Source organism: Dokdonia sp. 4H-3-7-5, from assembly GCF_000212355.1.
Taxonomy (GTDB): Bacteria; Bacteroidota; Bacteroidia; order Flavobacteriales; family Flavobacteriaceae; genus Dokdonia.
Genome location: NC_015496.1, coordinates 21,504 through 42,390 on the forward strand (window position 1 = coordinate 21,504; position 20,887 = coordinate 42,390).

Annotated in this window: 19 protein-coding genes; 9 read left to right on the forward strand and 10 right to left on the reverse strand. The window is 37.5% G+C overall.

Annotated features, from left to right (window positions below; genetic code table 11):
• Positions 1-74: 74 nt before the first annotated feature.
• Positions 75-1,088 carry a pirin family protein gene (locus KRODI_RS00085; protein WP_013749516.1) on the forward strand — a complete coding sequence of 338 codons (1,014 nt, stop codon included), beginning with the start codon at positions 75-77 and terminating at the stop codon, positions 1,086-1,088.
• A gap of 99 nt (positions 1,089-1,187) precedes the next feature.
• Here the strand turns inward: KRODI_RS00085 and KRODI_RS00090 are convergent, their stop codons facing one another.
• Together KRODI_RS00090 and KRODI_RS00095 are read right to left on the reverse strand one after the other, a co-directional pair.
• Complete coding sequence (locus tag KRODI_RS00090; protein ID WP_013749517.1) at positions 1,188-2,066, reverse strand: zinc-dependent metalloprotease; 879 nt, start codon at positions 2,064-2,066, stop codon at positions 1,188-1,190.
• 355 nt (positions 2,067-2,421) lie between these two features.
• Complete coding sequence (locus KRODI_RS00095) at positions 2,422-3,072, reverse strand: LON peptidase substrate-binding domain-containing protein (protein WP_013749518.1); 651 nt, start codon at positions 3,070-3,072, stop codon at positions 2,422-2,424.
• A gap of 144 nt (positions 3,073-3,216) precedes the next feature.
• On the opposite strand from KRODI_RS00095, the gene lysA reads away from it, so the two are divergent.
• The 3 genes from lysA (at position 3,217) to KRODI_RS00110 (ending at position 6,274) form a co-directional block, all read left to right on the forward strand.
• A complete protein-coding gene (gene lysA / locus KRODI_RS00100; RefSeq protein WP_013749519.1) occupies positions 3,217-4,422 on the forward strand; it encodes a diaminopimelate decarboxylase in 1,206 nt (401 codons plus the stop codon).
• A gap of 71 nt (positions 4,423-4,493) precedes the next feature.
• Positions 4,494-5,609, forward strand: coding sequence for a serine hydrolase (locus tag KRODI_RS00105; protein WP_041295741.1), 1,116 nt, complete (start codon positions 4,494-4,496; stop codon positions 5,607-5,609).
• A gap of 101 nt (positions 5,610-5,710) precedes the next feature.
• A complete protein-coding gene (locus KRODI_RS00110) occupies positions 5,711-6,274 on the forward strand; it encodes a PhnA domain-containing protein (protein ID WP_013749521.1) in 564 nt (187 codons plus the stop codon).
• Positions 6,275-6,351: 77 nt separating this feature from the next.
• Here the strand turns inward: KRODI_RS00110 and KRODI_RS00115 are convergent, their stop codons facing one another.
• The 4 genes from KRODI_RS00115 to KRODI_RS00130 all read right to left on the reverse strand — a co-directional run bounded on the left by KRODI_RS00115 (position 6,352) and on the right by KRODI_RS00130 (position 11,006).
• On the reverse strand, positions 6,352-7,299 hold the full coding sequence (locus KRODI_RS00115) for an NAD(P)H-dependent flavin oxidoreductase (RefSeq protein WP_013749522.1): 948 nt from the start codon (positions 7,297-7,299) through the stop codon (positions 6,352-6,354).
• A complete protein-coding gene (locus KRODI_RS00120; protein ID WP_041295565.1) occupies positions 7,299-8,915 on the reverse strand; it encodes a S8 family serine peptidase in 1,617 nt (538 codons plus the stop codon). Before KRODI_RS00120 ends, KRODI_RS00115 begins: the two co-directional genes overlap by 1 nt.
• Before the next feature lie 42 nt (positions 8,916-8,957).
• Positions 8,958-10,151: a tRNA 2-thiouridine(34) synthase MnmA gene (gene mnmA, locus KRODI_RS00125; RefSeq protein WP_013749524.1), complete on the reverse strand. Its 1,194-nt coding sequence runs from the start codon at positions 10,149-10,151 to the stop codon at positions 8,958-8,960.
• A gap of 162 nt (positions 10,152-10,313) precedes the next feature.
• Positions 10,314-11,006: a toxin-antitoxin system YwqK family antitoxin gene (locus tag KRODI_RS00130; RefSeq protein WP_013749525.1), complete on the reverse strand. Its 693-nt coding sequence runs from the start codon at positions 11,004-11,006 to the stop codon at positions 10,314-10,316.
• 76 nt (positions 11,007-11,082) lie between these two features.
• Between KRODI_RS00130 and KRODI_RS00135 the strand changes: the two genes are divergently transcribed.
• Positions 11,083-12,483, forward strand: a complete 1,401-nt coding sequence (locus KRODI_RS00135; RefSeq protein ID WP_013749526.1) for a fasciclin domain-containing protein — start codon at positions 11,083-11,085, stop codon at positions 12,481-12,483.
• 150 nt (positions 12,484-12,633) lie between these two features.
• Here the strand turns inward: KRODI_RS00135 and KRODI_RS00140 are convergent, their stop codons facing one another.
• Positions 12,634-14,658: a dipeptidyl-peptidase 3 family protein gene (locus tag KRODI_RS00140; RefSeq protein ID WP_013749527.1), complete on the reverse strand. Its 2,025-nt coding sequence runs from the start codon at positions 14,656-14,658 to the stop codon at positions 12,634-12,636.
• An 87-nt stretch (positions 14,659-14,745) separates the two neighbouring features.
• Between KRODI_RS00140 and KRODI_RS00145 the strand changes: the two genes are divergently transcribed.
• Together KRODI_RS00145 and crcB are read left to right on the forward strand one after the other, a co-directional pair.
• Positions 14,746-15,777 carry an SRPBCC family protein gene (locus tag KRODI_RS00145; RefSeq protein WP_013749528.1) on the forward strand — a complete coding sequence of 344 codons (1,032 nt, stop codon included), beginning with the start codon at positions 14,746-14,748 and terminating at the stop codon, positions 15,775-15,777.
• 6 nt (positions 15,778-15,783) lie between these two features.
• Entirely contained in the window at positions 15,784-16,155 is a 372-nt protein-coding gene (gene crcB / locus KRODI_RS00150; RefSeq protein ID WP_013749529.1) for a fluoride efflux transporter CrcB, read from the forward strand.
• Positions 16,156-16,188: 33 nt separating this feature from the next.
• Here the strand turns inward: crcB and KRODI_RS00155 are convergent, their stop codons facing one another.
• A complete protein-coding gene (locus KRODI_RS00155; RefSeq protein ID WP_013749530.1) occupies positions 16,189-16,683 on the reverse strand; it encodes a YkgJ family cysteine cluster protein in 495 nt (164 codons plus the stop codon).
• A gap of 23 nt (positions 16,684-16,706) precedes the next feature.
• On the opposite strand from KRODI_RS00155, the gene KRODI_RS00160 reads away from it, so the two are divergent.
• Positions 16,707-17,417: a class I SAM-dependent methyltransferase gene (locus KRODI_RS00160; protein ID WP_013749531.1), complete on the forward strand. Its 711-nt coding sequence runs from the start codon at positions 16,707-16,709 to the stop codon at positions 17,415-17,417.
• Here KRODI_RS00160 and KRODI_RS00165 read toward each other — a convergent pair.
• Entirely contained in the window at positions 17,410-17,940 is a 531-nt protein-coding gene (locus KRODI_RS00165) for a DUF2059 domain-containing protein (RefSeq protein WP_013749532.1), read from the reverse strand. The genes KRODI_RS00160 and KRODI_RS00165 overlap by 8 nt on opposite strands.
• Positions 17,941-17,983: 43 nt before the next feature.
• On the opposite strand from KRODI_RS00165, the gene KRODI_RS00170 reads away from it, so the two are divergent.
• Entirely contained in the window at positions 17,984-18,760 is a 777-nt protein-coding gene (locus KRODI_RS00170; RefSeq protein ID WP_013749533.1) for a hypothetical protein, read from the forward strand.
• Positions 18,761-18,834: 74 nt separating this feature from the next.
• Here the strand turns inward: KRODI_RS00170 and KRODI_RS00175 are convergent, their stop codons facing one another.
• Complete coding sequence (locus KRODI_RS00175) at positions 18,835-20,880, reverse strand: LysM peptidoglycan-binding domain-containing protein (RefSeq protein ID WP_013749534.1); 2,046 nt, start codon at positions 20,878-20,880, stop codon at positions 18,835-18,837.
• Between the last annotated feature and the right edge of the window lie 7 nt (positions 20,881-20,887).

Below are 20,887 nucleotides of genomic sequence, written 5' to 3' on the forward strand. Positions count from 1 at the left end.
TGAAATTCTATTGTAGCTAACAATGCAGAACATTCATTCATACCTTTGTAATGCTATGTAAAAACGAAACACCTATGACAGCAATTAAAAAAATTAAACAACTCGGTTTTCAGTGGGAAACACAAGATCCTTTTCTTTTTTGTGCATATCATCTAGATAATTACCCGAAAGGTAATGAGCAGCTAGGTCCAGCTGCATCACTACAAGGTCGTAATCTAGGAATGGATTTTGAACCCAACGCAGAGGGATGGAATATGTATCACGGCACTACAGTACCAGGATTTCCTGCGCATCCTCATCGCGGTTTTGAGACTGTAACTATTGTAGAGCGAGGTCTCGCAGACCATAGTGATTCTCTAGGAGCTGCTGGGCGTTTTGGAAATGGAGATGTACAGTGGATGACCGCTGGTAAAGGCGTACAGCATAGCGAGATGTTTCCGCTACTGAATGATGATAAAGAAAATCCGCTGTTATTATTTCAACTCTGGCTCAACCTTCCTAAAAAGAATAAGCTGGTCGCTCCGCATTTCAAAATGCTATGGAATGAAGACATTCCTATTCATAACTTACAAGATAACAATGGAAAAAGCACAAGCATAAAACTCATATCTGGAGATTACAATAATATAGAAGCTCCCGTAGCTGCTCCAGATTCTTGGGCTATGGATGCTAGTAATCACGTAGCCATCTGGCTCATTACTATGGAACCAAGCGCTGTCTGGAAATTACCTTCGGCAGCTGCACAGCTAAATAGATCTTTATATTTTTATAGCGGAGAAAAGGTCACTATAGAGGGCAATCAGATATCGGTAAATCACAGTATTGATCTTTTTAGTGATCAAGTAATAGAGATAAAAAATGGTAACACCACTGCAAGTTTCTTACTATTACAAGGAAAACCTATCAATGAGCCAGTAGTTCAGCAAGGACCTTTTGTAATGAATAGCCCTCAAGAAATTCATGAAGCCATTTCCGAATTTAGAAAGACCGCTTTTGGTGGCTGGCCTTGGAGTTCTTATGATCACACACATCCCAAAGAGCGCGGTCGTTTTGCTCTACATGCAGATGGGCGTGAAGAAGTAAAATAGTGCTATCACATTTTCGCGAAAGCGTTACATAAAAAACACCTCGCCTTTTAAAGACGAGGTGTTTACATATAAAACTATAGTGTGGGTAAACTATAATTATTAGTACATAGCTCTTAAAGCTGTTACGTCATTTGAGCTAAACTCACCATCCTCATTGTTTGAGAAACAAGCTTGCATGATAGAATCAAAATCTCTTGTTGGAGTTCCAGGTAATTGTATTGCTCCTGTAGATCCAGCAGACTCACCTCCACCGCTTCCACAGCTCGCGCGATCATAGTAATCAGAGTGACGGAAACCTATAGAGTGACCTATCTCGTGTGTAATTACGTGCTCATTTACGTTTGTAGATGATCCCTCAAGACCATAAATCTGTACAAACTTGTTAGGAAGTCCTTGTGCACTTGGAAAACCAGCTACACCTCCACTTTGACCAGGATTATTTGCAGTGTTATCATACACTACCATATCACTGTTATTGAAGTTAGTCCCAAAAGTAAGACGGAAGCGTAAAGCAGAACCAGAAATACGGTTAAAGTTTGCTACAGCCCACTCTAATGCAGTACGCCCTTTTGTAGAAAGTCCGAAGTTGTCATTACCAGTATATCCTATGATATCTATGGTTCTGTTTGCTCCAGTCACAAGGTTGTTTGTTCTAAACTGTCTTGTATCTTGGTTTACTGTCATTTCATCGAGCTCCTTTGCTGTCACAACAATATCTTCACCTATGTAAATACGTTGCTGTACTGTACCATCAGGAAGATGAAAATCCCCTTTTGTTACTGCACCTGCATCAAGCTTAAGATCTTCTCTAATTTTGCCTAGAACACCTGCATCTGTTACAGCCTCTCTAGTGTCAGCTACAAACTCTTCGGTTACTAAGTCGTTCTCGATAGCTTCTTCTGTTTCTTTTTCACATGATGTGAACGTTATAGCCATCAAAGCGATAGCCATTGCACTAAATTTGAATTGATTTTTCATTTGGATTGTTTAATTAAGGGTTAACGTTTCGCCCAAAATTAACTTATTTTAACATAACAAATACATTAAATACAACACTACAACGTTTTCGTAAACATTTTTATCAAATCAACATATTAAACACCTAAATATCCACAAAGTGATAAAGGAAATCCTTTATAGGGCATTAACGCCTTGACCAACAATAGATTAAAATTTTGTAGGATAAGTATTACTAATGATTTTTTTAACAATCATCAACCAAAATAGACAAATCACCCCACATTTTTACATTAAAAATCCTCAACAACTTATCAATTATTGAGGATTTCGCAATCAATTTAACGATAATTGAATAAACTAACTCTTATATTAACTATTGAGTAGTATAATCATCAAAGTCCAAAGGATCAAAGTTTTTAAAATGACCATTAAGAGCTATGAGTCGTTTTGTTCTATTTACAGACTTTAGTGTAGGCAACGCTATCTCTAGGTGCTCTATGAGATATTGTAACCTATTATTCTCGGAAGATATTTTCAATAACTCATACTCTTGTTCTAAAGTCAACCCCATCTTATGAGCAAATGTAAAACTTCGTATGGTGTTCTCGTTGATTTCTGGAGTTTTCATATCAAGCTCATCGTAAAAATCAGCTAGCAATGTGATAAACCTTATTTTAAGTGAGGATGTTGACTCTTGACGCTCTTCTATAAATGTAACCTCTCCTCCAGCATATAATCGTTCTCCTAGCGTATTATAAAAATTAATAAGCTTAAAAACCCTTAAACCTTTACAGATAATATCTGCAGCTCCAGAAGGATATCGTTTTACCACCTGTGTAACTTCCATTTCTGTGCCATAGGCAAGACTATTATTTATATAAGTGGGAATACCAAAGGTGATTCCTCCAGATTCACAATCTTGTAGTAATTGCTGGTACCTATCTTCAAACACATGTAAATTGAGCGGCTCACCTGGGAAAGCAACCATTTCTAGCGGGAACATGGGGAGTATTGCTGTAGTCATAACTTAATTTTGGCTATGAAAAATACAAAAGCTTCTACTTACTGTTATATAATGAACAATTTTTAACCTTATTGTTCAACATTTATAGACATTGTATCTTATGAATTTACAAAACTCTTCTAATTTTGCTTTAAATACGTTAAGATGAAAAACAGAGATCTTTTAAACGTGGTCAACACCCACGGAAGTCCAGTTTATGTATATGATGCAGAGACTATTACCGCACAATATAATAGACTTACTAATGCATTTAAGGATGTAAAACAGTTAAGACTTAACTATGCCGTAAAAGCTTTAAGCAACATTTCTATATTACAGCATTTAAAGAGCTTGGGTTCTGGACTAGACACTGTTTCTATTCAAGAAGTACAACTAGGCCTTCTTGCTGGCTTTACTCCAGATCGCATCATCTTTACACCCAATGGCGTATCGCTTGCAGAGATAGAGGAAGTAGCACAAATGGGTGTTCAAATCAATATAGACAACCTTTCTATACTAGAACAGTTTGGGACGAAGCATCCTCAAATACCTGTGTGTATCCGTGTAAATCCTCACGTAATGGCTGGTGGAAACACTAACATTTCTGTAGGACACATCGATAGTAAATTTGGGATTAGTATTCACCAGCTACCACATGTACTACGTATTGTGGAAAATACCGGAATGAATATCAATGGAATTCACATGCACACTGGAAGTGACATTCTCGATATTGATGTATTTGTATATGCTACAGAAATATTATTTGATGCTGCACAAAAATTCAGCGACCTTACTTTTATTGACTTCGGTAGCGGTTTTAAAGTACCCTATAAAGAAGGAGACATTGAGACTAACATAGAGGAACTAGGAGAGAAATTAGGTAAACGTTTTAACGCTTTCGCGAAATCGTACGGAAAACCCCTCACTCTTACCTTTGAACCTGGTAAATTCCTTGTGAGCGAAGCAGGTAAATTTCTTGTACAAGTAAATGTGGTAAAACAAACGACCTCAACAGTGTTTGCTCAAGTAGATAGTGGGTTTAACCACTTAATACGACCTATGCTTTACGGAAGCCAGCATGAAATACGAAATATAAGTAACCCAAAAGGGAGAGAACGTTTTTACAGTGTTGTAGGATATATCTGTGAGACAGATACTTTTGCAAATAACCGTCGTATCTCAGAAATTTCTGAAGGTGATATTCTTGCCTTTGATAATGCAGGTGCATATTGCTTTACGATGGCAAGCAATTATAACAGTCGCTACAGACCTGCAGAGGTGTTGATCAAAAATGGCGAAGCGCATTTAATACGTAAACGAGAAACCTTTGAAGATCTCATAAGTAACCAAGTTATTCTTAAAGAATAACTACACTTAAAACTATCACAAAGACCAGCAAACAGCTGGTCTTTTTTATGAATACTGAGTACATTTATACTATGAAATATTGGGTATTTATAGCAGTAATATTTGCAAGTTGTAGCAATCCTATCGAGACATCATTAAGCTCAAAAAATGAGCTTATAAAAACCGTTGTAAGCGATATTAAAAAACACGAAGTACAAATACTGTATACACAAATCGATACGTCTAATACTGGTGAGATGGTATTTACAGATTATGAGTATAACGTAGATAGTAACCAATATTTTTACCCTGCAAGCACGGTAAAATTCCCTGTAGCACTACTAGCTGCAGAGTTCATGGATGTACGTGAGAACCTACATCTTGACACACCATATATTATAGGTGATGGCGACAACTTGCATACAGTGTCTGACGATATTAGACAGATTTTTGCAGTAAGTGATAATGATTCCTACAACAGGCTTTATGAGATTTTAGGTAGAGATTATATTAATAACCGCTTACGCGAAAAAGGACTAAACAACACCCGTGTCGCCCATAGATTATCTACGCAAAATGCTGATAAAGCTAGCAGGAGCAACATTCAATTCTTTCCAGGATATACAGAAGACGTAATTGAATTAAAAAATCAAACAGATAGCGACATCACACCAATTACCATAGAAGGTACCGACAAAGGCAAAGGATATATAGAAGATGGGGTTTTTGAAGAATCTCCAATGAATTTTAGTAAGAAAAACTACTTCCCGCTTAAAGAGCAGCATGTACTAATCAAAAAGCTTATAGCCCCAGAAGTCTTTCCCGCAGCAGAACGATTTGACCTCTCCGAAGAAAGTAGAACTCGTTTACTATCGTCAATGAAGGCATTACCTAGAGAGTCAAAATATACCTCGCCAGCGTATTATGACAGTTATGTCAAGTTTTTCATATATGGAGATTCAAAAAATCCTATGCCTAGTAATATCAAAATTTATAATAAAGTGGGGTATGCATATGGAACGCTCACAGAGACTGCATACATTGTTGACACAGAGAATGACATACGCTTTATACTCTCTGCAACTATTTTAGTAAATGAGAACGCAATTTTCAATGATGATACCTACGAGTATGAAAATATAGGTATCCCCTTTCTCGCGCAACTAGGTCGTGAGTTTTATAAACAAGAAAAAGAGCGCAGGGAATAAAGCACCTTAGATGTAAATTTTGTTACTTCGCAGCACTATCAAGGCAATGCCTTAAATTGACAGCAAATTAATTTGCTTTTACAACCTATAAATCGAGTACTGTGAGCTTAAGAGAACTTAATAAACGCACCACTATTTGCGAACTATGCAGCAATGAATACGATCTTTCTCCATTTATCGTGGAACCAAGAGAAGATGATATTCTAGCCTGTAAAACATGTATTAACCAGATCAATAATCCAGAGGAAGTAGATGTAAACCACTGGAGATGTCTTAATGATAGCATGTGGAGCACAGAACCTGCAGTACAAGTTGTAGCGTGGCGTATGCTTACAAGACTACGCAAAGAAGGATGGCCACAAGATCTTCTCGACATGATGTATCTAGAAGAAGTAACGTTAGAGTGGGCAAAAGCTACAGGAGAGCACATAGAAGAAGATGAAAACACGATTATTCATAAAGACTCCAATGGAACGAGGTTGGCTAACGGTGATAGCGTAGTGCTCATTAAAGATCTAGATGTAAAAGGAGCCAACTTCACTGCAAAGCGTGGAGAGTTTATGCGTAATATAAATCTTGTACATGACAATCCTGAACACATAGAAGGGCGTATACAAGGCCAACAGGTAGTTATCGTTACTCAATACGTAAAAAAGAGTAGCTAGACTCTACTCTAATTTACTATAAATCAAAAAACGCTCTGGTAAACCAGAGCGTTTTTTTTTAGTTCGTTTAGACAAAGCTACCAGTTATCAAAATTGATTAAAGCGTTCTTTGCTTGCGTATATTCTGTTATCATATCTGAGACTATTTGCCCTGCTGGCTTAATATCATGTATAAGTCCAGAAATCTGACCTATTTCTAGTTCGCCATCCTCAAGATCTCCCTCAAACATACCGCGTTTTGCACGTGCACGTCCTAATAATTGTGACAACTGCTCCTTTGATGGTGCCGTAGTATATAATTCTGCTACCTGCTCATAAAATTTGTTTTTTATGAGTCTTACAGGCGCAAGTTCCTTAAGTGTTAATATGGTATCTCCTTCCTGAGTATCAACTATAGCTTGTTTAAATAATTGATGAGCACTAGATTCTTCACTTGCTGCAAAACGACTTCCTACTTGCACACCATCTGCGCCTAATGTCATTGCTGCAAGCATACCTCTACCTGTTGCAATACCACCAGCCGCAATAAGAGGAATCTCTAATTTTTCTTTAACCATTGGTATCAGCGTGAATGTTGTAGTCTCCTCTCTTCCATTGTGACCACCAGCTTCAAAACCTTCAGCAACCACTGCATCTACTCCTGCTTCTTGTGATTTTAAGGCAAACTTTACACTACTTACAACATGCACCACTTTTATTCCGTGCTTCTTTAATTCTTTAGTCCACAGCTTTGGATTACCAGCGCTGGTAAAAACAATAGGAACTTTGTAGTCTACTACCGTTTTCATGTGCTCTTCTATGTTAGGATATAACATAGGTATATTTACCCCAAAAGGCTTATTAGTAGCTTTTTTACATTTCTCAACGTGCTCCACTAGTACCTCTGGATACATAGAAGCTGCTCCTATTAACCCTAGACCTCCAGCATTACTCACAGCACTTGCAAGACGCCAGCCGGAATTCCAAATCATTCCACCTTGTACTAGCGGGTACTTAACGTTAAATAGGGATGTAATTCTATTCATTATGCTTTTATAAATTTTTGAGTAACGATTGAGTTTCCATCGTTAATTTGTATGAGATAAACTCCTTTTTTAAGTGTTGAGATAGGAAGTGCATTTACTTGTTGAGACATACGTTTGCTCGTGATCTTCTTGCCTAAAATATCAAAAATAGTAACCTCAACTTGAGTAACTTCCTTTGGCAATACTAATACTGCCATCTCAGATGCTGGGTTAGGTAAAATTTGATAGTCTTTAAACTCTTGAACTTCATAAAGCGCTGAGGTACTCAAAACCTCTTCTAATGCTGCGCCAAAATCTGGTATGCCATACCCCAACTGCACAGTAGGATTATCATAAATACTAGCACTCTCCCGAACGAGCTGCATCATAACGGCATTTGTAAGCTCTGGATTTGCCTGCCAAAAGCTAGCTATTGCTCCAGCCATTATTGGCGAACTAAAGCTCGTACCATTATTTGTTGTAATATTATCGTTTTGATCTATAACTGCACTACCCGCTCCCTTTGCGACTACATCTGGTTTAATCCTACCATCACTTGACGGTCCTATACTACTAAAACTAGCATAATTACCACTAGCATTTACGGCACCTACTGTAAATGAACCTACAGCATCTGCCGGCGCGCTTATCATTCCTGTACCACTATTTCCAGCACTAGTAACCACGAGCATTCCTTTTTCAAAAGCAAGTGTAGCGCCTCTAGAAATGAAAGTAGTCTCACCATCCATGTCATCGTAGCTGTAGTCATAATTAGAATTATCAAAAGTTCTATATCCTAGTGATGTATTTATTACATCTACTCCTAGACTATCTGCTCTTTCTGCAGCTTCCACCCAATAAGATTCTTCTACTGGATTCTCACTTGCCACATCTTCTGTTCTAAAACAGTAAATAGCAGCATCTGGAGCTGTGCCTACAAATTGATTTTCTATAAAACCTACAATGTCACTTGCTACTCTAGTGCCGTGGCTACTGTTTGAAAATTCAAACTCATCGTTATTTCTCCCCACAAAATCATAACCATCTAGCAAGTTTCCTGCATTTCTCAATCGTGAGAATCCTTCATTATTATTAACTCCTGGGAAACCAGAATCCATAATTGCAATTACCATTCCTGCGCCCGTAAAATCTTGTTCATGCAACTCATCTACAGAGAGCATAGTCACTTGATTATCTGTTGCTCCGTAATTAAATGTAACTCGTGATTGTGGAGGTAAAGGATCACCTTTTAAAAACTCAAATGGAGTGGCTTGTCTTGTTATACTTCGATCTGCATACTCTATATAATCTACAATTTGCAATGCTTCTAAAGCTTCAATTTGCGCTAGTGAACCCCTTACGTGGACACAGTTCATCCACTTTGATTTTGCTAATACAGTTATACCAGGCTCAGATTTAATTTGAGTGATATAATTTTCATTTACGGGCACATCACGTTCATCTATAGCTACACCGTGTAGTTCTTTTCGGTCTAGCGCATCTTGTGTGAGTATAGAAATAGGATTATCAAGGCTTGCCGCAACGTTTTCTTTATCTACAAAAAATACCCAAGCATCCTGCTGGGCATTTCCATAAGCCGTCATAAGTAGGAGTACTAGAAGTAGTTTTATATTCATAAGCAAGAAGTTAAGCTAAGCTCCGTAAGATGAGTACGTAAGTTACGAAATAACTCCAGAACCTAAGCACTCTTCTCCATGATGCCATGCCACAAACTGACCTTCGGCAATTGCGGTTTGAGGATTGTCAAAAATTACATACATGCCACCTTCCACTCTATAAAGAGTAGCTTTTTCTAGTGGTTGTCTATAGCGTATTCTTGCCTCAACCTCCATCGTTTCGTCTACAGCAAGTGTAAGGTCTTCACGTATCCAGTGTATTTCTTCTTCTTTTACAAAGAGACCTTTGCGGTATAATCCTCTGTGATTTTTTCCTTGACCTGTGTAAATCACGTTTTCATCTACGTCGGTATCTATTACAAAAAGTGGCTCTACGGTTCCGCCTACTGCGAGTCCCTTGCGCTGGCCAATTGTAAAGTAATGTGCTCCTTGGTGCTTTCCTACCACCTTTCCTTCGGCAACGCTATATGTTGGTTTTTTTACTAGGTTTTCTAAGTCCGCTTTCGCGAAAGCGTTACTAGCCTCCATACCACCTGCAACTTCAGGAATAGTATCTTCCATCACCTCAACAATCACACCTTCCTTGGGTTTTAATTGTTGTTGTAAAAAGTCTGGTAATCGTACCTTCCCTATAAAACAAAGTCCTTGAGAATCTTTCTTCCCAGCAGTTACGAGATCTTGCTCTAAGGCAATCTCGCGCACCTTAGGTTTTTGTAAATGACCTATAGGAAATAATGTCTTTGCCAATTGCTCTTGTGATAGTTGGCATAAAAAATATGATTGATCTTTATTATCGTCTGCTCCGGCTTTAAGCTGATACATTGTCTTACCGTCTACTTCAATCGAAGTCTTTTGACAGTAATGTCCTGTCGCTACATAATCTGCTCCGAGAGAAAGTGCAATTTTCATAAACACATCAAACTTAATCTCGCGATTACAAAGGACATCGGGATTAGGGGTGCGTCCCATCTCATATTCTTTAAACATGTAATTTACAATACGTTCTCTGTATTGCTCGCTTAAGTCTACTGTCTGAAAAGGAATTCCCAATTTTTCGGCAACAAGCATTGCGTCATTGCTATCATCTAGCCACGGGCACTCATCAGATATCGTTACAGAATCGTCGTGCCAGTTCTTCATAAAAAGACCTATCACGTTATATCCTTGCTCCTTTAATAAGTGAGCCGTCACACTACTATCTACTCCACCACTAAGACCTACTACTACCGTTTTCATTTTCTAATATATGTTTGCAAAACATCAGCTTAAAATTGCTTCACTTTGCTATTGTAAGAGCTATAATTCTAGCTCATAATTGAGGATGCAAATTTACACAATAAGAGTGCATTTTTTTACATAAGAAGTAGTTGATATTTATAGAGAAAACTTACACTAAGATTACTGAACTCCTATCTTGTTACGGGGATATTTAATCTCTTTATCCACTTTTTCACCTTTATAATACTTCCAGAGACCGTGTTTACGATTATTCTTGTAAAAGCCCTCTACTTCTAGTTGTCCAAAACCATTGTATAATCGTACTGCCCCTTCTAGTTTGTCATTTACATATTGTAATTCTTTAAGTACTTTCTTTTCTTCTGAGTAATAAGTGGCTTTCCCTTCTTTTAAACCTTTCTTATAAAATTCTTGTTGCGCAAGGACGCCATTTATGAAGTAAACAGATCGTTCTCCTTCTAATTTGCCGTTTTCATAATTCTCTTTTATCATTACTGATCTTCCATCTTGATGATATGACAACCACTCTCCTATGCGTTCTCTCTTATTCATCTTCCCTTTACTTACCATCTTTCCATCGGTTGTAAAAAAGGTTACGTCTATATAAGGTGAATCTGGCGTATATACTTTTACAGCAGTGGGATGACCTCCTTTACTATCATAAAAATTGAAGGTACCTACTTCTTGACCATGACTAAAAGCTCCAGTATATCGCAATTGCTTTTCATTATCAAAAGTTTTCTGCCATAGGCCGTGGCGCTTACCATCTTCATCAAATTGATTATAGCTTTGTGCTACGCTCAACTGCTGATATTGAGCCATTATAATTATTAAAACAATTGTTAATCTTGACATTTTAACTATTTATTAGGAGATTATTTTGTCTACTCATTTTAATTTTACGTTAAACAAAATCAAAAACTACATTTTTATGAAAAATCTAATGAGTATTACAAAACTAGCGTTTATTGCTTTAACGCTATTAGTTACAATTTCTTGTAACGATGATGACGATAATGGAAATATTATAGAAGGAGAAAGCAACACCATTGCAGACTTTGTAGCAGGTAATGAAAACTATAGTTCTTTATTAGCCGCTTTACAACGCACCAATCTTGATGCTACACTAGCGGGAAGCGGAACATTTACTGTATTTGCGCCTGATAATGCAGCTTTTGAAACATTTTTAAATGGAGCTGCTCTAGAGGACGTAGATGACGCTGTATTGACACAAGTACTGTTAAATCACGTGCTAAACTCGACAGTTACTTCTAGCGAACTATCAACTGGTTACGTAAGTAACTTGGCTACCGAGCCTTCTTCTAACGCAAACATAAGTCTATATGTAGATACCACAGATGGTGTTGTACTTAATGGACAATCTACAGTAACAACTGCTGATATCGTAACGGATAACGGCGTAATACATGCTGTAGATACCGTCATTGATTTACCAACCATAGTAACATTTGCAACTACAAATCCTGCATTAACATCACTAGTTGCCGCTCTTACAGATGAAGGTAATACAACCTTTACAGATTTATTAAGTGATACAGATGCAGACTTTACTGTATTTGCGCCTACTAATGACGCCTTTGCAACATTTTTAGGTGATAACACACTTGCAGATGTGGATAATGGCGTGCTCGCACAAGTATTATCAAACCACGTGGTACCGGGAGCTGTTGCAATTTCTACTACATTAAGTAATGGATATGTAAATACAGCTGCTACTTTTGAAGGAAATGAAGATGCGCCTATAAGCCTTTATGTAAATACAGATGGTGGGGTAACACTAAATGGAACTTCAAATGTAGTTATAGCAGATATCGTAACTGTAAATGGTGTGATTCATGTAGTTGACACCGTAATAGGACTTCCAGATATCACGACATTTGCTACTGCAGATCCTAATTTTTCTACACTTGTTGCAGCATTAACTGCAGATGAATCTTTCGGATACGTAGCTGCATTGCAGACGCCTTTTGGAACATCACCAGCACCGTTCACTGTATTTGCACCTACTAATGATGCTTTTGCAGATTTACTAGCAGACCTAGAGTTAGAGATGTTATCAGATATTCCTACAGAGACACTCGCTGCGACCTTAGAACTGCATGTGATTCCTAATGCAAATGTAAGAGCAGAAGATCTTGCAGATCTTGATGGTACTGCAGTTACTCCACTAGGAGGAGCAGATGTAACTATACAAGCAGATCCTGCAGCAATCATCGACCCAGATGGCGATGCAAACCCAATTGTCGCTACAAATGTACAAGCTACAAATGGTGTAATACATGCTGTAAGTAGAGTGCTAAGAGACTTATAAAAAAATCTTACCCAACAATTTAAAATCTCCACTGCAGGATATTGTAGTGGAGATTTTTTTTGATATTATATTATAAAAAAAACCTCCTATCTTTAAAAAAGGATGGGAGGTTTTGAGTGTTACGCTTTCGCGAAAGCGTACTTATTATACTTAATCTAAATGACCGTATTTGCTAGAATAGTCAAGCATTTGATTTTCGAAGCTTTCTGGTTGTTCTATAGTAAAGCCAGTAATTTCCTCACCTTCCATTTGCGGAACGATTACAGGGTTTACAAAACCACTGTATGGAGCACTTTTGAATTGGCTATTACGAGCCAGCACTTCCTTATGGATATCCTGATCTACAATCACCCCATAATTTTCAACAAGAGCTTTTGCAGCTTCGTAATCTCCCTCTGAAGTAATACGCTGCGTCTCTCTTAGTAATTCTCCAAAGATTGCACGAAGCTTCGTATAATCTGTGATATTAAAGTAGGTCTTACCATCACGAGTTACTTTTTCAATAACATTTTCTTTTGCACCACGCTCAAAAGCCCATGCACTTACCCACTGGCGATTTACCATGTGTGCTTCTTCTACATTATCTCCTAATTCAAGACGTATAAGCTGTGTCATCAAACCATTACGGATATAACCATCATATGCAGCCATTCCTGTTTTTTCCCAGTCTTCTACCAGTCCTATTTCTTGAAGTTTTGGATCCATAAGGTAATACAGCCCAAAAAGATCTGCGCGACCTTCTTCTATAGTAGACTTATAACGTTTAAGAGTTTCCTTAGGAGTTCCTACTCCTTTGTTAATCTGTCCAGAAGCATGACCTACAACTTCGTGCAAAGCAGTGTGCAACTTATCGCCCAGCTGACCATATTGCTCTTCTAGCTCAACTTCCTCTGCATCATGTGCAAACTCCTTAAGACGTCCAGATCCACCAGCATTGTTGTAAGCATTGATTATGTTACCTAGAGAAACCGATTTACTACCATGCGTCTGGCGTATCCAGTTATTGTTAGGCAAGTTTACACCTATAGGTGTAGATGGTGAGGCATCTCCAGCTTCTCCTGCTACAATCACTGTCTTATAAGAAACTCCTTTTACTTCCTTCTTCTTATGCTCAGGCATTAATGGTGAGTTATCCTCAAACCACTGTGCATCTACAGATAGTGCTGCCATCTTTTTTGACATGTCAAAATCTTTAATTTGAACTACAGTCTCATAAGAACCCTTATACCCTTTAGGGTCATTATACACTTCTATAAATCCGTTAATCCAATCTATATTTCCTTCTGTAGAGGTTGCCCATGCGATACAGTAATCATCCCAAGTATCAAGGCTTCCCGTCTTGTAATATTCAATAAGCAATCCTAAAGCTTTTCCTTGCTGCTCATTTTCGGCAACGGTTTGTGCTTTTTCTAACCAACCGATTATATTATCTATAGCCTCGCCATATAATCCTCCACTCTTGTAAACTTGTTCTACAAGTTTACCGTTTTCTTTTACAAGGCGTGTATTGAGTCCTTTTTCTATAGGCTCATTTTCATCTACTTTAATTGCATCATAAAATGCTTCTGCCTCTGCTGTAGTTACATCTGGTCCATAAAAGTTAATCGCGCTTTCTAGAACGATATCAACATCTTTGGCTAGGTTTACTTTCTTGCTGTCCTTATCATTAAAGAGTACTTCAAAAGCTTCACCTTCTAGTGTTGCTCCACTTTCAGCAAGTAGTTGCTTTAAGTAATCTTGAGAAAAATCTGGCTTCATCTTAGCATTACTATAATGGTGGTGTATACCATTTGCAAACCATACTCGCTTCATGAATGTTTCAAACTGCTCCCACTCTTCTCCTGTTTTTCCAACTTTATCAGATGTATAAATCGTCTCTAACGCATTCCTAATCTCAAGATTATGACGGTAGTTTTGAGCCCACATAATATCACGACCTGCAAGTCCTGCTTGTGTCATGTAATACACCAGCTTTTGCTCCTTAAGTGTTAGGTCTTCAAAACCTGGAATTTGGTAACGTAATATCTTAATATCGGCAAACTGGCCAACTGTAAAATCAAAATCTGCGGTTGTTGTTTCCGCTTTCGCGAAAGCGTTATCATCCTTATTTTCTTCTCCACATCCTACTGCGAGAATCGCTGCAATTGCTAGCGCGTATAATCCTTTGTGACTCATAAGTTATGTAATAATTTGTGCACGTAAATATAGCAAAATTCCACACGATGAATTTTGTTATCTTTACTGCAAAACAAACCATCACCAATGAAATTTTTAAAATTTTTACTCTTCGTTATTCTTATTGTTGTTATTGCTGGAGCAATATACTTTGGCACTCAAGATGGCACTTATCAAATAGAAGCCTCTAGAGAGATTAATGCGCCAAGAGAGGTGGTTTACGATATTGTAAACGAGTACAAAACATGGGAAGAATGGGGTCCTTGGAAGAAGGAAGAGCCTACTATGGTTTTTAATTATGCTGATAAAACATCTGGAGAAGGAGCTTCATACAGCTGGCAAGGTGAAGTGGACGGAAGCATGACTACTACAGAAGCTGTTCCTGGCATTTCACTAAAACAAGATATGACGCTGCAAACACCAGGAGGTGAACGCAAACCTGAGGTGTACTGGACATTTGAAACTACAGAACAACTTGCTACCATAGCAACATGGGGAATCAAAGGTGAGCATACGCTCATGGATAAAGTATATTTTGCCTTTACAGGAATGGACTTTGAAGCAGATATGCAAGAAATGTATGAGCAAGGGCTTACTGGTCTTGAAGCAGCTGCTCGTGAAGAAATAGGAAAATACAACGTTAATATAGATGGAATCACGCAATACAGTGGTGGCTTTTATCTATACAGGACTACTTCTGCCAAAGCTCCTTCTGTACCTACTATCATGTCTCAAAACTATAACGGCATCTCTACATTTATGTCAGAAAATAATATTGCAGTAACTGGGATGCCTTTTACTATTTACAATGAGACATTCCCTAATGGTGATGTTATTATGACAAATGCATTACCTGTGCGTGAGAAGATTATTGTAGCTGGAGATACAAACGTTTTTAGCGGATATATGCCTACAGTAACTGCGGTAAAAGTTACACTAGTGGGTAATTATATAAATCTGGGAGAGGCATGGAGCACTGCTATGAAACATGTGCAGGACAAAGGATATACACTTTCCAATGAAAAGCCTTTTGAGGTTTATGTGACAGATCCTCAAGATCATCCTAACCCAGCAGATTGGATTACAGAAATTTATGTGCCAATTGAAGATTTAAAATAAGCTCTCTTGAAAACTCTTATACTCGTTTTTATAGGTGGTGGTACTGGAAGTATTGCAAGATACCTTCTAGGGAAGTTTATAAATGATCCTAGTTCTGGTATACCTTACGGTACCTTTGCGGCAAACATTATAGGTAGCTTGCTGATAGGTATTATACTAGGATGGGCCCTTAAAAACAACACACTTAACAGTAACACTACATTATTACTAGCAACAGGTTTTTGTGGAGGTTTTACCACTTTCTCTACCTTTGCATATGAGAATCACGTACTTCTAAAATCTGGAGATTTTATGACATTTGCATTGTATGCCATTGCAAGTTTCGCTCTTGGTATTCTTGCAGTGTTTGGAGGTATTGAACTGGCAAAGAGTTTTTAAAATATCGCAGCCTTTCACTTTTAAGTAGGTTAATTATACTTTGATTCTCTTTTTCATCTCCTCTACGATATTAAAAGCAGCTGGACACATCTTTACGTTTTCCATAGTAAGCTTAGAAATTTGCTGAAATTTCTTTCTATCCGTATGTGGAAATTCTCTACATGCCTTAGGTCTCACATCATAGATAGAACAATAGTTATCTGCTCCTAGAAAAGTGCATGGTGTTTCTTGTAGCACGTAATCCTTCTCTTCATCAATACGTAAATACGTTTTAATAAAGTCAAATTCCTTCATGCGGAAGTGTTTTGATATACGCTGGATATCCTTATCTGTAAAGAGCGGTCCCGTTGTCTTACAACAGTTTGCACACGTAAGACAATCTGTTCTTTCAAACTCATCTTCGTGCAATTCTTGCATGATGTAGTCCAAGTTTTTTGGAGGTTTACTGCGTAGCTTTGCAAAGAATTTTTTATTCTCATTCTGCTTATCTTTGGCCAGCTGCGGGAGGGCTTTAATAAAATCTTCCATGGCGCAAAGGTAATCATAAAGCTATGGCAAAAGAGGTAGATATTTTTGGGGCAGCCCTCCAAGATTTTATTGATAACAAGTACACAGTAGATATCGTAGTGCACTCCTCTATTGCAGAAGATGATATAATCCCTATTCCATATTTATTCAGGCCTTTTGAAGAAATGCCAGTGATAGAACAACGAGCATTATCACTTTCTAAGGGAACTATCCTCGACATAGGTAGTGGCGCGGGTAGTCATAGTTTGTGGTTACAAGAGCAAGGACTTGATGTTACTGGAATAGATATTAGTGAGGGAGCTGTTACGCTTTCGCGAAAGCGTGGTTTAAAAAATGCCGTGCACTCTAATATTTTAGAACATAAAGACACCTACGACACACTTTTATTACTCATGAATGGCACAGGGATTTTTGAGCGAATATCAAAAATAGACGATTACCTAAAGCACCTAAAAACATTACTCAATAAAGATGGGCAAATTCTTATAGACGGATCAGATATCGCATTTATGTTTGAGGACGAAGATGGCGGATTCTGGATGGATACACATCGTGACTACTATGGTGAGGTGACGTACTCAATGAGCTATAAAGGTGAGCAGAGCTCTAGCTTTGACTGGCTCTATCTAGACTATGAAAGACTTGCATGGTATGCACAAAAAAATGAGCTCAATTGTGAGCTCATTTTAGAAGGTGATCATTATGAATACCTAGCGAAACTTACGCTTACATAGTATATCCTTTCTCGGCAAGTTTATCTACCATCATTCTGTATAAATCTCTACTCCAGATTTCTGATATTTCTCCTATGTTCTGAGCAATATCTGGCTCTACAGTTAAGATCTTTTGTCCTGTAGGTGTATTATAAAATACCGTTACTTCTTTCTGTTGCTCATAATCTAATGCTGTTTTATCTGTAAGCATTTGACGTCCTGCACCCGTTTCATAAAAAGCAAGCATATTCTGAATGTCCTCTTGATTATAGCTTCCTCTGTAAGCAGAAACCAGCATATTTAAGATGCGATCTACTTGTTTAGGTGTTTCTGTCTTTAATTCGTTCCACACAGCGTCTGGAACATTCTTGCTCGCGTATTGATTTTTTAATAAATCAAAAAGACCTTTTGTGGCATTACTATACTGATCTGCAGTGCCATTCACTTGAAAATACCTTAGAACTTCTTCGTGATATGTTTTCTCTTGTGCATATCCAGATAAAGAAGTAAGTAGAAATAACGCTATATATAATTTTTTCATCATTTTTGCTGTTCAATTTAGAGCATAAATATAGAACATAATACACATGAAATCATTGAAACAGCTTGCATTTTTGATACTATCACTTCTTTTTGTTTTAAGTTGTGATGATGATGACCCTACCACCATATCATCTGATCCAGTAGAAAATGCTGCTAATAAGCAACCGCTAGGAACCTCTGCAAATGAATTATTATCAAGTGACGAGTTTACTAGCGTACGAGTAGAAATAGCCTATCCAGAAGGCTTTAGACCAACGAATAACACTATAAATTTACTAATACCATTTTTAGAAGAGAGACTCAATAAACCAGATGGCATTACACTTGTAGAATCTACAATTACAACAAATAAAGAGGGTCCTTATGACATAAACGATATCGTCGCCATAGAAGATGCTAATAGATCTGTTTTTAACAATGGTGATGAGATGGGTGTATGGTTATTCTTTTCTGATGAAAGCAACCCTACTGATACTGATACTTCTGTCGTATTAGGAACAGCATATAGAAACACATCTATGGTCATTTATGAAAAAACTCTGATGGACATAAGTGAGAACACAATAACCCCAGGAAATAGAACAGCCATTGAGACAGGAACAATTCGTCATGAGTTTGGTCATATTTTTGGCTTGGTAAATGGTGGAACACCGCTTACATCAGATCATCAAGATGAAGAAAATGGTAGACATTGTGATGTAGAAGACTGCTTAATGTATTTTCAAACTGTAACATCGATCTTTAATACTAGCAACACAGATTCATTACCCGATTTTGACACGTTATGCATTCAAGATTTACAAGCAAATGGAGGGTTATAAAAATTTATTCTAACAATTAAAAAAGGGATTGACTTGCGTCAATCCCTTTTTTAATACAATTCAATTTCATCAAATTAGTCTTCTACAAAAGGTACTTCTTCAAGTTCTAATGTATCTGTATATTTCATAAGATACACCGCGCTATTTGAAAAGCCTCCTTTAGCTCTAGAGCTATACTTAAATTTGTTTTCTACATAGTCTGTCTCTACACCAGTCGCTGCTGCTGCGTACAAATCTGATGAGTATGCTAGGCGTAGCAAAGTGTCATACATCAAATCATATCCTTTTATTGCAGATTCGCTTGGACTCACTCCATACATGGTTTCATAACTATCAATAAATGCTTTTGCTTTACTGTACTTATATTCTTTCTCGGCAGATGGAAAATGAAAAGCAAGATTCTTTAGGTGATCATGTTGTATCTCATCACTATCATAAGCATTACCCCTATCTGTAGTAAACATTACTACTTTCATAGTGCCTAATTGTCCATTGAGACTCGTAGTAACACTACTAATCAAAGGAACATCATTAGTCTCTACAATCACCCAGTTTTCTAGTTCGCTAGAAAGTTGTGCTGGAATATCTCCTGGATACAAGAAATATCCTTTATCATTAGAACGAGGTGTTACCGTCTTTAAATTGGGAAAAATCGCCTTTATCTTTGATAATGTAGTACTGTTTTTCTTGTCTGCTATTACAACAATGTTTTTACCTGATCCATTAGCTTTTAGATAAGAAAGCATTTTTTTTCTTAAAAGATTATCTTCTGGTCTTGATACAAAAATGTTATTTCCACCAGCTACTTTGTTAGACCTAGGTGAGATTACTGGTATCTTACGTGCGTTAAGTAGTGACGACGCTCTATCTATGTTATTACCTAGAAGTGGCCCTATTACTGCATTAACACTTGAAAAATCATTAGACTGAATAATGGTTTCTACTTTACGTGCATTTGTTGCCGGGCCATCTTTACGATTATATGATGTATCATAGGTGTCAACAATTGTGGTTATACCTACTTTTTTAGCATCTTGGACTGCCATGAGCATTCCACTATATAAATCTAGAGATAGTCTAAGGATACGATCATCTCTAAGTAGATTTTCATTTACCTCTGTATTACCCGTATTTACACGGCCTACACCAAATGGAAGCATTATAGCTACACGTTTAGGAGAGAAATCCGTTAATTGATTAACCAGAGATCCTTTTTCACCTTCTAGAATAGTAACGTCAGGATTTCCTTGGTTTTCTGCAACGGCTTGCGTTGGGGTACCAGAACCTGGACTTCCCTTAGGCACTTTGAGGATCATTCCTTCCTTAAGACCTTCGTCTAATGCTGGATTTAGTGCGATTAACTCATCTGCCTCTAGCTTAAAAATGCGTAATAAACTGTACAAAGTGTTTCCTTTTTGCACTTCATAAAAGGCATATTCATCATTATCTATGATGGTGCTTTTTGCAAAATTTGCTTTAGGAACTTTAAGCTCATCGCCTATTTTAAGTCCATCTCTAAGTGATGGATTTGTACTCTCAAGCTCTGCTATAGTAATTCCATACTTTCTAGCGATACCGTATTTAGTCTCTTTTGCAATTACATTGTGCGTTATATACGCTACTTGCGTTTGCGGCACATTTACTACTGCATCTGTAACACTATTTTCGCTATAGTTGACAGGTATACGAAGTTTATCACCTTTTCGTAACACTTCGCTATATAAAGACTTATTAAAACGTTTTATCACTTCTTGAGAAACACCATACTTTTTAGAGATGCTATAAAGTGTTTCCTTGCGTTTCACCTTGTGTGTTTTAAACTTTAGGTTATCCTGAGTAACACTATCTGACTTTCTATCAGCAGTTGCTGTAGATGGTAAAATTAACACCAATCCTTCGTAAACCTCCTCACGAGCGTCTGGATTGAGCTTAGTAATTTCTGTTTCGGTAATGCCAAACTTATAGGCTATGTCCTTGAGAGTTTCTCCAGCTTTCACTTGGTGAGAAACAAACTTTTGAACAGTTGCCGTATTGCTAGCTATTGTAGCTGCTGGTGTTGAGCACGCTTTAGCGAAAACGCTAAAAACAATAATCGCAATTACGGTAATATATTTTTTCATAGTTTAG